Genomic DNA, 13,484 nt, shown 5'->3' with positions numbered 1-13,484 from the left:
GTGAAATAGATGACCGCAGTTTGGAAATTGGTCCATTTCGTGCGAAACTTCGTGGACACGACGACGCCTTCGCCGTACCCTTTTCCGTGCCAACGAGGAGACGACACCATGTCCCAAACCACCCCACCGATTTCCCCGCTCGTGGCCCCCGACGCCGATCCGCAGGAGACGCGCGAGTGGCTCGACGCCCTGGATGCCGTCATCGAACGCACGGGCCCCGAGCGCGCGCACTTTCTGCTGGAGCAGCTGCTGGAGGAGGCGCGCGAGCACAGCATCGACCTGCCGTTCTCGGCCACCACCGGCTACGTCAACACCATCGAGCCGGACGAGGAGGAGCGCAGCCCCGGCAACCTGGAAATCGAAGGCCGTCTGCGCGCCTACATGCGCTGGAACGCGATGGCCATGGTGGTCAAGGCCAACCGGCTGGCGTCGCCCGACGGCAGCGAGCTGGGCGGGCACATCAGCTCGTTCCAGTCGCTGGCGCACTTGCTGGCCTGCGGCTTCAACCACTTCTGGCACGCCGACGACACCGACCAGGGCGGCACGCACGGCGGCGACCTGCTCTACATCCAGGGCCACAGCGCGCCGGGCATCTACGCGCGCGCGTTCCTGGAGGGGCGAATCACCGAGGAGCAGCTGCTCAACTTCCGCCAGGAGGTGGAGGGCAAGGGGCTGTCCAGCTACCCGCACCCCAAGCTGATGCCGGACTTCTGGCAGTTTCCGACCGTCAGCATGGGCCTGGGGCCGATCATGGGCATCTACCAGGCGCGCTTCCTCAAGTACCTGCACGCGCGGGGGATCGCCGACACCAGCCGGCGCAAGGTGTGGGTGTTCTGTGGCGATGGCGAGATGGACGAGCCCGAGAGCCTGGGCGCCATCGGCCTGGCGGCGCGCGAGGGACTGGACAACCTGATCTTCGTCGTCAACTGCAACCTGCAGCGGCTCGACGGCCCGGTGCGCGGCAACGGCAAGATCATTCAGGAACTGGAGGGCGAGTTTCGCGGCGCCGGCTGGAACGTGATCAAGCTGCTGTGGGGCAGCAACTGGGACCCGCTGCTGGCGCGGGACAAGGACGGCGTGCTGCGCAAGATCATGCTCGACACGCTGGATGGCGACTATCAGGCGTTCAAGGCCAATGATGGCGCCTTCGTGCGCAAGAACTTCTTTGGCCGCCACCCGAAGGCGTTGGAGCTGGTGGCCAAGATGAGCGACGAGGACATCTGGGCGCTGCGCCGCGGCGGCCACGATGCGCAGAAGGTGTATGCCGCCTTCCACCGCGCGCACCACAACACCACGGGCCAGCCGACCGTGTTGCTGGTCAAGACGGTCAAGGGCTACGGCATGGGCCGCGCGGGCGAAGGCAAGAACACCGCGCACCAAACCAAAAAGCTCTCCGACGAGGACATCCGCTACTTCCGCGATCGCTTCAACATCCCGATCCCCGACAGCGAGCTGCCCAAGATCCCGTTTTACAAGCCGGCCGACGACACGCCGGAGATGCGCTATTTGCACGAGCGCCGCCGCGCGCTGGGGGGCTACCTGCCCAAGCGCCGGGTCCGCAGTGACGAGCAGTTCACCGTACCGTCGCTGGAGACGTTCAAGGCCGTGCTCGAACCCACGCCCGAGGGGCGCGAGATCAGCACCACGCAGGCCTACGTGCGTTTTCTGACGCAGCTGCTGCGCGATCAGGCGCTCGGGCCGCGCGTCGTGCCCATCCTGGTGGACGAGGCGCGCACCTTTGGCATGGAAGGGCTGTTCCGCCAGATCGGCATCTACAACCCCAAAGGCCAGCTCTACACCCCGGTGGACAAAGACCAGGTGATGTACTACCGCGAGGACAAGGCCGGCCAAATCCTGCAAGAGGGCATCAACGAGGCGGGCGGCATGTGCTCGTGGATCGCCGCGGCGACGTCGTACTCGACGAACAACCGCATCATGATCCCGTTCTACGTGTACTACTCGATGTTCGGCTTCCAGCGCATCGGGGATTTGGCTTGGGCGGCGGGCGACATGCAGGCGCGCGGGTTCCTGCTGGGCGGCACCTCGGGGCGGACCACGCTGAACGGGGAGGGCCTGCAGCACCAGGACGGGCACAGTCACATCCTGGCGGGCACCATCCCCAACTGCATCAGCTACGACCCCACCTTCGCGCATGAGGTGGCGGTCATCATCCACCATGGTTTGAAGCGCATGGTGGAAAAGCAGGACAACGTGTTCTTCTACATCACCCTGCTCAACGAAAACTACGCCATGCCGGGCCTGACCCCCGGCACGGAGGAGCAGATCATCAAAGGGATGTATCTGTTCAAGGAAGGCGCGAAGCTCACGCCGCGGGTGCAGTTGCTGGGCTCTGGCTCCATCCTGCGCGAAAGTCTGTTTGCGCAGGAGCTGCTGGAAAAAGACTGGGGCGTGGCGGCGAATGTGTGGAGCTGCCCGAGCTTCAACGAACTGGCCCGCGAGGGGCAGGACTGCGAGCGCTGGAACCTGCTGCACCCGACGCAGGCGCCGCGCGTGCCCTTCGTCACCCAGCAGCTGGACAAGCACACCGGCCCCGTGGTGGCCTCGACCGACTACATGAAGGCCTATGCCGATCAGATCCGCGCCTTCATCCCCAAGGGGCGCAGCTACAAGGTGCTGGGCACCGATGGTTTTGGCCGCAGCGACTTCCGCAGCAAGCTGCGCCAGCATTTCGAGGTCAACCGCCACTACATCGTGGTGGCCGCGCTCAAGGCCTTGGCCGAAGAAGGCACCGTGCCGGCAGCCAAGGTGGCCGAGGCCATCGCCAAATACGGCATCGACACCGAGAAGCTCAACCCCCTGTACGCCTGATGGGCCGGAGACGATGAAATGGCAGTGATCGATGTGAAGGTCCCGGACATCGGGGATTTCAAGGACGTGGCGGTGATCGAACTGCTGGTCAAGCCCGGTGACCGGGTGGCGGTGGATCAGTCGCTGATCACGGTGGAGAGCGACAAGGCGTCGATGGAGATCCCCTCCAGTCACGCCGGCGTGGTGAAAGAACTGAAAGTGCAACTCGGCGACAAGGTCAGCGAGGGCTCGGTGGTGCTGACGCTGGAGGCCGAAGGCGCCGCCGCCGCTGCCGTCCCGGAGCCCGCTCCCGCGCCGGTGGCTGCCCCTGCCGTGGCCGCGCCGGTGGCCACTGCGGTGCCTGCCCCCGCGCCAGCGCCCACACCGGTCGTGGCGCCGGTGCCCACGGTGGCGCCTGCCGCTGCCCCGTCGCCGGTTGCGCCGCACCAACCCGCATCCGCCCCGGTGCTTGGTTTGCCGCACGCCTCCCCGTCGGTGCGCAAATTCGCCCGGGAACTGGGTGTGCCGCTGGCCGAGGTGAAGGGTTCGGGGCCCAAGGGCCGCATCACGCTGGAGGATGTGCAGGCCTTCACCAAAGCCGTCATGGCGGGCACCTTGCAAACGCAGGCCCAGGCCGCCCAAGCGCCGGCGCCTGCCGCCGGCACCGGCGTGGGGCTGGATCTGCTGCCCTGGCCCAAGGTGGACTTTGCCAAGTTCGGCCCCATCGAGCGCAAGGAGCTGGGCCGCATCAAGAAAATCAGCGGCGCCAACCTGATGCGCAACGCCGTGATGATCCCGGCCGTCACCAACCACGACGATGCCGACATCACCGAGCTCGAAGCCTTCCGGGTGCAGCTCAACAAAGAGCACGAGAAAAGCGGCATCAAAGTCACGATGCTGGCTTTTCTCATCAAAGCCTGTGTGGCCGCGCTCAAGAAGTTTCCCGAGTTCAACAGCTCGCTGGACGGCGACGCGCTGATTTACAAGCACTACTGGCACATCGGTTTCGCCGCCGACACACCGAATGGCTTGGTGGTGCCGGTGATCAAAAACGCGGATCAAAAAGGCATTCTGCAGATCAGTCAAGAGATGGCCGATCTGGCCAAGAAGGCGCGCGAGGGCAAGCTGGGCCCCGCCGACATGAGCGGCGCCACCTTCACCATTTCCAGCCTGGGCGGTATTGGCGGGCGCTATTTCACGCCCATCATCAACGCGCCAGAGGTGGCCATTCTGGGGGTGTGCAAGAGCCAGATGGAACCGAAGTGGGATGGCAAGCAGTTCGTGCCGCGCCTGATGCTGCCGTTGTCGCTGACGTGGGACCACCGCGTGATCGACGGTGCGGCCGCTGCGCGCTTCAACGCCTATCTGGGCCAGATCCTGGCGGACTTCCGCCGCGTGTTGCTGTAAAGGGAGTCCGACCATGGCATTGATGGATATCCAGGTTCCCGATATCGGCGACTTCAAGGACGTGGCGGTCATCGAGCTGCTGGTCAAGCCGGGCGACACGGTCCAGGTGAATCAGTCCCTCATCACGGTGGAGTCCGACAAGGCGTCGATGGAGATCCCGTCCAGCCACGCGGGTGTGGTGAAGGAACTCAAGGTCAAGCTGGGCGACAAGGTCAGCGAGGGGTCGGTGATTCTGTCGCTGGAGGTGGCCGGTGAGGCGGCCGCGGCCGTGCCCTCCTCGGCGCCCTCGGCACCGACCACTGGTGCCCCGGCGTCCGCGCCTGCTGCGGCTGCGGTGGCGGCCCCGGCCTCGTCCGCTGCGCCCGTGGTGGCGGCCGCGGTGTTGCCGGCGGCGGCCAGCTTTAGCGGCAGCGCCGACCTGGCGTGCGACGTGCTCGTGCTGGGCGGGGGGCCGGGCGGCTACTCCGCCGCGTTCCGCGCCGCCGACCTCGGCTTGAAAGTGGTGATCGTGGAACGCTACGCCACCTTGGGCGGCGTGTGCCTGAACGTCGGCTGCATCCCCTCCAAGGCGCTGCTGCACGTGGCCGCCGTGATGGACGAGGTCAGCCATATGGCCGACTTGGGCGTGGAGTTCGGACGCCCGGTGGTCAATATCGACAAGCTGCGCAGCCACAAGGAAAAGGTCATCGGCAAGCTCACGGGTGGGCTGGCCGCCATGGCCAAGATGCGCAAGGTCACGGTGGTGCGTGGTTACGGGGCCTTCGTCGGCCCCAACCACGTCGAAGTGGAAGAAACCACCGGCACCGGCCAGGACAAGACCGGCAGCAAGACAGTGGTGGCGTTCAAGCGGTGCATCATCGCGGCCGGTTCGCAGGCCGTGCGGCTGCCGTTCCTGCCCGACGACCCGCGCATCGTGGACAGCACGGGTGCCCTGGCGCTGCCGACAGTGCCGAAGAAAATGCTCATCATCGGTGGCGGCATCATCGGGCTGGAGATGGGCACCGTGTACTCCACCCTGGGCGCGCGGCTCGACGTGGTGGAAATGATGGACGGTCTGATGCAGGGCGCCGACCGCGATCTGGTCAAGGTCTGGGAGAAGATGAACAAGGGCCGCTTCGACAACATCCTGTTGAAGACCAAGACCGTGGGGGCACAGGCCACGCCCGAGGGTATCCGGGTGCAGTTCGAGGGGCTGGACGGTACCAAGAGTGAAGGCATCTACGACCTGGTGCTGCAGGCCGTGGGCCGCACACCCAACGGCAAGAAGATCGCGGCCGACAAGGCCGGCGTGGCCGTGACCGACCGGGGCTTCATCAGCGTCGATATCCAGATGCGCACCAACGTGCCGCACATCTTCGCCATCGGCGACATCGTGGGCCAGCCCATGCTGGCGCACAAGGCCGTGCACGAAGGCCATGTGGCGGCGGAGGTGATCGCTGGCGAACTGCTGGGGGATGCGGCCTTGGCCCGCAGTGCGTTCAATGCGCGGGTGATTCCGAGTGTGGCGTACACCGACCCCGAGGTCGCCTGGGTGGGCCTGACCGAAGACCAGGCCAAGGCGCAGGGCATCCCCGTCAAGAAAGGCCTGTTCCCCTGGACGGCGTCGGGCCGTGCCATCGCCAATGGCCGCGACGAAGGCTTTACCAAGCTGCTGTTCGACGACCGCCCCGAGGCCCACGGTCACGGCAAGATCCTGGGCGGCGGCATCGTGGGCACCCACGCTGGCGACATGATTGGCGAGATCGCGCTGGCCATCGAGATGGGCGCCGACGCGGTGGACATTGGCAAGACCATCCACCCGCACCCCACGCTGGGCGAGAGCATCGGCATGGCGGCGGAGGTGGCGCACGGCAGTTGCACCGATCTGCCGCCGCCGCGGCGCTGAAGCTTGGTTTCGGCCACGCGGCGGGGACGAGGCGCGCCCCGTTGCGGATCGGCCGCACGCGTCCGTGCATCGTTGCATGCCGATGCAGCGATGTTGACGCGCGTCAAGGTGCTGTTGCGGGGTTTCCCTAGGATGGTGGCAGGGGTCGTCGGCGACCCGGGACCCATTCCTGGAGCAACAGATGAGCAAGGCTTGGCAGACGGCGCTGCGCCGCACGATCGCGGCGGTGGCCATGGGCATGGCGGCTTGGGGGACGCAGGCCCAGTCCACCGATCCGCTGGTGATCGGCGAGCTCATTGCCCGGGACCGCTGTGCGGTTTGCCACGGTCCGTGCGGGCAGGGCGTGGCGCCCAACTTCCCCCGTCTGGCGGGCCAGAATGCCCAGTATTTGACGCGTCAGCTCCAGGCCTTTGCCAGTGGTGAGCGCAAGGACACCGCGATGACCGAGAAGGTCAAGGGCCTGAGCCCCAGCGACATCGAAGCGGTGGCCGAGTACTACGCGCGCCAGAAGCCGGGGCACACCCCCAGCGGCGACGAGCTGCTGCTGGCCGTGGGGCGCTATGTGTACGAGCGGGGCAACCGCCACAGCGGTCTGCCACCGTGTGCCACTTGCCACGGGCCCGGCGCGACCGGCACCACCGAACTGCCGCGCCTGGCAGGCCAGCACCCGCAGTACATCATCCGTCAGGTGCAGGCATTCAAAGAGCGCACGGGCAACCGCGACAACGCCATCATGCGCGTGATGTCGCACCGCCTGAGCGACCTGGAGCTGGAGGCGGTGGCGGCCTATCTGGGCAACCTGAAGTGATCGCCCGCGGGGCGGCTCACGCTTCGGCAGCGTCGCCGGCCGCCAGCCCGCCCATCACCTGGCTGAAGCCACCGTCGACGTAGATCACCTCGGCGCTGATGCCGGCCGCGAGGTCGCTCAGCAGAAACGCCGCCGTGTGGCCGACGTCGTCGATGGTGACGTTGCGCCGGATCGGGGCGTTGCTCTCGACCACGTTCAGGATCTTGCCGAAGCCCTTGATGCCGCTGGCGGCCAAGGTCTTGATCGGGCCCGCCGAGATGCCGTTGACCCGCCAGCCGCGCCGCTTGCTGCCCAGCGATTCGGCCAAGTAACGGACGCTGGCCTCCAGGCTCGCCTTGGCCAGCCCCATCGTGTTGTAGGCCGGCACCATGCGCACGCTGCCCAGGTAGGTCAGTGTCAGCAGTGCGGCGCGGTCGTTCAGGTAGGGCAGCGCCGCCTTGGCCATGGCCGGGAAGCTGTAGGCGCTGATCTCGTGTGCGGTGCGGTAGGCCTCGCGCGACAGACCGTCGAGAAAGTCGCCGGCGATGGCCTCGCGCGGCGCGTAGCCGATGCTGTGCACGAAGCCGTCGAACGTCGGCCAGTGCGCCGACAGATCCTGGAACAGGCGCTCGATGTTGGCGTCGTCCGAGACGTCGCACTCGAACACGAGGTTGGAGCCGAACTCGGCGGCGAACTCCGTGATGCGGTCCTTGAAGCGCTCACCGACGTAGCTGAAGGCCAGTTCCGCCCCCTGGGCGCGGCAGGCGCGCGCGATGCCGTAGGCGATCGAGCGGTTGGACAAAACCCCGGTGATCAGCAGCTTCTTGCCGGCCAGAAAACCCATTGTTCGTGCTCCTCGTGGTGCGGAAAAAATCCTGCAGAATTGTCGCATGCACGACTGGCCACATCCGCCGAGCCTTCCGCGCGCCCTCCGCGCCGCGGGGGGGATCCTGACAGCGCTGGTGTTGGGGGTGTGCGTCCCGGCCTGGGCCGCGCACGGCTACGCGCTGTGGGGGCACCTGAAGTACCCGCCGGGTTTCGCGCACTTCGACTACGTCAACCCGGACGCGCCCAAGGGCGGTGAGCTGCGGCTAGTCAGCAACCTGCGCACCTCCACCTTTGACAAATACAACCCGTTCACGCTGCGCGGCAGCGCGCCGGCTTACCTGTCGGACTTGCTGTTCGACAGCCTGCTGGTTGGCGCTGCCGACGAGGTCGGCGCCGCCTATGGGCTGCTGGCCGAGGACGTGCAGGTGGCGCCGGATCGCTTAAGCGTCACCTTCCGCCTGCGGCGCGAGGCGCGCTTCCATCACGGCAAGCCGGTGCTGGCGGAGGACGTGCGCCACACCTTCGAGACGCTGCTCGGGCCGCACACCTCGCCCGTTTATAAGACGATGCTGGCCGACCTGGACGGCGTGGACGTGCTGGATGCGCGCACGGTGCGCTTTCGCTTCAAGCGCCCCAACCGCGAACTGCCGCTGACGGTGGGCGGCATTCCCATCTTTAGCCGCGACTGGGGGGTGGATCCCGCCACCGGGCGGCGCAAGCCGTTCAACGAGGTGGTGATGGAGGTGCCGATCGGCAGCGGCCCTTATCGCATCGGGCCGGTCAAGTTCGGCAAGGACATCACCTACGTGCGCGATCCCGACTACTGGGCGCGTGACCTACCGGTGCGGCGCGGCACGTTCAACTTCGACCGCATCACCGTCAAGATCTACAAGGACAACACCGCGCGGCTGGAGGCGCTCAAGGCCGGCGAGTTCGACCTGATGCGCTTCTTCTCCGCCGGCGACTGGGCGCGGCGCGTCAACGGCCGGCGCTTCGACACGGGCGAGCTGGTCAAGGCCGAGTTCCGCCACCGGCTGCCCACGGGCTTTCAGAGCTATGTGCTCAATACCCGCCGACCGCCGCTGGACGACCGGCGGGTGCGCCAGGCGCTGGCGCTGGCGCTGGACTTCGAGTGGATGAATGAGCGGCTGTTCTACGGCAGCTACGAGCGCGTGCGCGGGCTGTTCGGCAACACCGCCTGCGCCGCGCAGGGCGAGCCGGATGCGGCGCAGCGCCGGCTGCTGGAGCCGTGGCGCGCGCAGCTGCCGCCGGAAGTCTTCGGGCCGATGTGGGAGCCGCCGGTGGCCGGCACGCCCGATCGGCTGCGCGCCAACCTGCGCCTGGCACAGGCGCTGCTGCGTCAGGCCGGCTGGACCTACCGCGACGGGGCGCTGCGCAACGCCAAGGGTGAGCCGCTGGTGCTGGAGTATCTGGACAGCAACGAGGCCGGCGCGCGCGTCGTCACGCCGTGGGGGAGGAACCTCGCGCGGCTGGGAGTGGAGCTGCGCTTTCGGCCGGTGGACTTCGCGCTGTACCAGCAGCGGCTGCGCACCTTCGACTTCGACGTGATTTCGCTGGCGTTCCAGGGTACGCACAGCCCGGGTGCGGAGTATGCGGACCTGTTTGGCAGCGCAGCCGCCCGCACCGAGGACTCCGGCAATTTCAGCGGACTGGCCAGCCCGGCGTTGGACGATGTGATCGCGCGCATGGTGCAGGCGGACACCGAGCCCGCCTTCTTGGCGGCGTGCCGGGCGCTGGAGCGCGTGGTGGCGCACAGCCAGGTGCTGATTCCCCAATGGTCGGCACCCACGCACCGCATGGCCTACAACGCCTGGCGATTGGCGCGCCCCGCCGACATGCCCCCGTACGCCAGCGGCGAGGGCTGGGCGATCGAGACCTGGTGGGCGACATCGGCCGCCCCGGCCGCGCGCTGACGGGAGATGCATCCATGTGGGCCTACGTCCTCAAGCGCTTGCTGCTGATGATCCCGACGCTGTTTGGGGTGTTGCTGCTGACGTTCGTGGTGATCCAGTTCGTGCCCGGCGGGCCGGTGGACCAGTATCTGGCCGAGGCCCGTGCCGGGCTGGGGGCGGGGGCGGAGGGCGGCGGCTCCGCCTACCGGGGTGCGCAGGGGGTGGACCCCAAGCGGCTGGAGCAGATCAAGGCGCTCTATGGCTTCGACAAGCCGCCCCACGAGCGCTTTTGGCAAATGCTGCGGCAGTTCGCGCGTTTCGATCTGGGGCAGAGTTTTTTCCAGAACAAGCCCGTGGCGCAACTGATCTGGGAGAAGCTGCCCGTTTCCATGAGCCTGGGCCTGTGGACCTTCGTCATCAGCTACGCGGTGGCGGTACCCCTGGGCGTGGCCAAGGCCGTGCGCGCCGGCTCGCGCTTCGACGTCGTCACCTCCCTGATCGTCCTGGTGGCGTATGCGATTCCGGGCTTCGTGCTCGGGGTGGCGCTGCTGGTGGTCTTTGGCGGGCAGTTGCAGTGGTTTCCGCTGCGCGGGCTGGTCAGCGACCACTGGGCCGAGCTGTCGTGGCCGGCGCGGATCGTCGATTACCTGTGGCACATCACGCTGCCGGTGCTGTCGATGGTGCTGGGCAGCTTTGCCGTGACCGCGATGCTGACCAAGAACGCGTTTTTGGAGGAAATCCGCAAGCAGTACGTCCTGGTGGCGCGCGCCAAGGGCCTGAGCGAGCGGCAGGTGCTCTGGAAGCATGTGTTGCGCAACGCGATGATCCCGATCGTGACCGGCTTTCCGGCCGCGTTCATCGGGGCGTTTTTCACCGGCAGTCTGCTGATCGAGACGCTGTTCTCGCTCGACGGCCTGGGGCTGCTGAGTTACGAGAGCGTGATCCGCCGCGACTACCCGGTGGTCATGGGTACGCTGTTTTTGTTCACGCTGATCGGGCTGCTCACCAAGCTGGTCAGCGATCTTTGTTACGTGTGGGTGGACCCCCGTGTCAAGTTCGATTGACGCTCCGCATGCCTCCCCAAGCCCGGCTCGGCGGGCGTGGCGGCGCTTCGCGCGCAACCGGCTCGGCTGGTGGAGCCTGGTGCTGTTCGTGGCGATGGTGGCCGCCAGCCTGTTGGCCGAAGTGCTGTCCAACGACCGCCCGCTGCTGGTGCGCTACGAGGGGCAGTGGTACCTGCCGCTGTTGCACGACTACCCGGAGACCACTTTTGGCGGCGACTTCGAGGCGCCCACCGACTATCTGGACCCGTATGTGCGCGAACGCCTGACGACGGGCGGCAACTGGGCGCTGTACCCGCCCAACCCGTATGGCCCCCAGGCGCTCAACTACTGGGCGCCGGGACCGCACCCCGCACCGCCCAGCCGCGCCAACCTGCTGGGTACCGACGACCGCGGGCGCGATCTGCTGGCGCAACTGATCTATGGTTTTCGCATCAGCGTGCTGTTCGCGCTGGCGCTCACCGCCATCGGTGTGGTGCTGGGGGTGCTGGCCGGTGCGGTGCAGGGCTATTTTGGCGGGCGGCTCGACCTGACGATGCAGCGGCTCATCGAAATCTGGTCGTCGATGCCGGAGCTCTATCTGCTCATCATCTTCAGCGCAGTGTTTGCCCCCAGCGTCACCCTGCTGCTGGTGCTGCTGAGCCTGTTTGGCTGGATGGGGCTGGCCGACTATGTGCGCGCGGAGTTTTTGCGCAACCGCCAGCTCGACTATGTGCGCGCGGCCCGGGCGCTGGGGCTGTCGCACGCGGCCATCATCTGGCGGCATGTGCTGCCCAACAGTCTGACCCCGGTGGTGACGTTCCTGCCCTTTCGCATGAGCGCGGCGATCCTGGCGCTGACGTCGCTGGACTTTCTGGGGCTGGGCGTGCCGCCGGGCACGCCATCGCTGGGCGAGCTGTTGGCCCAGGGCAAGAACAACATCGATGCGTGGTGGATTTCGCTGTCCACCTTTGGCGTGCTGGTGCTTACGCTGACGCTGCTCACCTTCATGGGTGACGCGCTGCGCGACGCGCTCGACCCCCGAAAGGCCGACTGATGGACGGGCAGGCGACCCCGTTGCTGACTGTGCGCGGCCTGCGCATCGCCTATGGCGGACGGCCCGTGGTGCACGGCATCGACTTCGATGTGGGCGCGGGCGAGAAGGTGGCCCTGGTGGGGGAATCCGGCTCGGGCAAGACGGTGTCCGCGCTGAGCCTGCTGCGGCTGTTGCCCGACGCCCGTGTCGAGGGGGAGGTGCGCTTTGACGGGCAGTCGCTGCTGACGTTGCCGGAGCGCGCGCTGCGCGCCTTGCGCGGCGATGCGGTGGCGTATGTGTTTCAGGAGCCGATGACGGCGCTCGATCCGCTGTACCCGGTGGGCGAGCAGATCGCCGAGGTGCTGCGCCTGAAGCGGGCGCTGTTGCCGCGCGTAGCCTGGGCGCGCGCCGTCGAGTGGCTGGCCCAGGTCGGCATCGACGACGCCCCGCGCCGGGCGCGTCAGTATCCGCATCAGCTCAGCGGCGGGCAGCGCCAGCGCGCCATGATTGCCATGGCGCTGGCCGGCGAGCCGCGCCTGTTGATCGCGGACGAGCCGACCACGGCGCTGGATGCCAGCCTGCGGTTGCAAATCCTGGCGCTCCTGGAGGATTTGCAGCGCCGCCTGGGGCTGGCGGTTTTGTTGATCACGCACGATCTGAACCTGGTGCGCCGCTTTGCCGACCGTGTGGTCGTGATGGAGCAGGGGCAGGTGGTCGAGGCGGGGCCGGTGGCCCAGGTGTTTGACGCGCCGGCGCATCCCTACACGGTGCGCCTGCTAGGCAGCCGCCCCGTGCGGCCCGAATGTCTGCAAGCGGATGCCCCCGCCGGGGACGCCCCCCCATGCCTGGAGCTGGACGGCGTGAGCGTGACGTACCGTGTGCCGCGCCCCGGGTGGCGGGGGTGGTTTCGCGCCGGGCAGTTCACCGCGGTGCGCGGGGTGTCGGCCCAGCTGGCGCCGGGCCGCACGCTGGGGGTGGTGGGGGAGTCCGGATCGGGCAAGTCGACGCTGGCGCTGGCCGCGCTGGGCTTGCTGCCGGCGCAGGGCCGCCTGGCGGTGATGGGGCGGACGTGGCAGGGCGGGGCGGCGGATCGCCCCCTGCGCCGCGAGGTGCAGGTGGTGTTTCAGGATCCGTTCTCGTCGCTGTCGCCGCGCCTGACGGTCGAGCAGATCGTCGAGGAGGGCTTGCGGGTGCACGAGCCGCGGCTGTCCGCGGCCGAGCGGCGCAAGCGCGTCGTGGCTGCTTTGCAGGAGGTCGGCTTGCTGCCCGCCACGGCGACGCCTGCCGAGGTCGCCGCGTGGCTGCAGCGCTATCCCCATGCCTTTTCGGGTGGGCAGCGGCAGCGCATCGCCATCGCCCGGGCGCTCATCGTGCAGCCGCGTCTGCTGGTGCTGGACGAGCCGACCAGCGCCCTGGATGTCACGGTGCAGCGGCAGGTGATCGAGTTGCTGCTGCGCTTGCAGCGCGAGCGCGGCCTGTCGTACCTGCTGATCACCCATGACGTGGATGTGGTATGGGCGATGGCGCACGATGTGCTGGTCATGCGCGCCGGCGCCGTGGTGGAGTCGGGGCCCGCGCTGCAGGTGCTGCGCGCGCCGCGCGAGCCTTACACGCGCCAGTTGCTCGAGAGCGCCGGCCCCCTGGCGGCTTGACCCCCCGACGACTCGCTGGCGACACCGGAGGTTCGGCGGCCCGCGGGCGCCCTACCGTGCAACGGTTGTGGTCCAATTCGGGGCGGGCCGCCATGCCGTCACGGGGGCGGCCCGTTCGATTTCTGCGT

At 67.8% G+C, this 13,484-nt stretch carries 9 protein-coding genes; 8 read left to right on the top strand and 1 reads right to left on the bottom strand.

All coding sequences use genetic code 11. The annotated features are described in order from the left end of the window. The first annotated feature begins 108 nt into the window (after window positions 1-108). From aceE to Tfont_RS00850, 4 genes are all read left to right on the top strand, one after another. Window positions 109-2,829, top strand: coding sequence for a pyruvate dehydrogenase (acetyl-transferring), homodimeric type (gene aceE / locus Tfont_RS00865; RefSeq protein WP_143968091.1), 2,721 nt, complete (start codon window positions 109-111; stop codon window positions 2,827-2,829). An 18-nt stretch (window positions 2,830-2,847) separates the two neighbouring features. Beyond that, entirely contained in the window at window positions 2,848-4,215 is a 1,368-nt protein-coding gene (gene aceF, locus Tfont_RS00860) for a dihydrolipoyllysine-residue acetyltransferase (RefSeq protein WP_143968090.1), read from the top strand. 13 nt (window positions 4,216-4,228) lie between these two features. After that, on the top strand, window positions 4,229-6,100 hold the full coding sequence (gene lpdA / locus Tfont_RS00855; protein WP_143968089.1) for a dihydrolipoyl dehydrogenase: 1,872 nt from the start codon (window positions 4,229-4,231) through the stop codon (window positions 6,098-6,100). A gap of 181 nt (window positions 6,101-6,281) precedes the next feature. Then, window positions 6,282-6,908: a c-type cytochrome gene (locus Tfont_RS00850; RefSeq protein ID WP_143968088.1), complete on the top strand. Its 627-nt coding sequence runs from the start codon at window positions 6,282-6,284 to the stop codon at window positions 6,906-6,908. Between the two features lie 16 nt (window positions 6,909-6,924). Here the strand turns inward: Tfont_RS00850 and fabI are convergent, their stop codons facing one another. Next, window positions 6,925-7,731, bottom strand: coding sequence for an enoyl-ACP reductase FabI (gene fabI / locus Tfont_RS00845; protein ID WP_068609767.1), 807 nt, complete (start codon window positions 7,729-7,731; stop codon window positions 6,925-6,927). 46 nt (window positions 7,732-7,777) lie between these two features. On the opposite strand from fabI, the gene Tfont_RS00840 reads away from it, so the two are divergent. The 4 genes from Tfont_RS00840 to Tfont_RS00825 are packed head-to-tail and all read left to right on the top strand — an operon-like array spanning window position 7,778 to window position 13,356. Next, the gene (locus tag Tfont_RS00840; protein ID WP_143968087.1) at window positions 7,778-9,649 is read left to right on the top strand and encodes an extracellular solute-binding protein; all 1,872 of its coding nucleotides are present in this window, start codon (window positions 7,778-7,780) and stop codon (window positions 9,647-9,649) included. A 14-nt stretch (window positions 9,650-9,663) separates the two neighbouring features. Next, window positions 9,664-10,692, top strand: coding sequence for a microcin C ABC transporter permease YejB (locus Tfont_RS00835; RefSeq protein ID WP_068610002.1), 1,029 nt, complete (start codon window positions 9,664-9,666; stop codon window positions 10,690-10,692). Beyond that, window positions 10,676-11,725, top strand: a complete 1,050-nt coding sequence (locus Tfont_RS00830; protein ID WP_143968086.1) for an ABC transporter permease — start codon at window positions 10,676-10,678, stop codon at window positions 11,723-11,725. Before Tfont_RS00835 ends, Tfont_RS00830 begins: the two co-directional genes overlap by 17 nt. After that, on the top strand, window positions 11,725-13,356 hold the full coding sequence (locus Tfont_RS00825) for an ABC transporter ATP-binding protein (protein ID WP_143968085.1): 1,632 nt from the start codon (window positions 11,725-11,727) through the stop codon (window positions 13,354-13,356). Before Tfont_RS00830 ends, Tfont_RS00825 begins: the two co-directional genes overlap by 1 nt. Window positions 13,357-13,484: the final 128 nt, after the last annotated feature.

Origin of the sequence: Tepidimonas fonticaldi (assembly GCF_007556755.1) — a bacterium.
Classification (GTDB): domain Bacteria; phylum Pseudomonadota; class Gammaproteobacteria; order Burkholderiales; family Burkholderiaceae_C; genus Tepidimonas; species Tepidimonas fonticaldi.
This window is presented reverse-complemented; position numbering and strand designations above follow the sequence as displayed.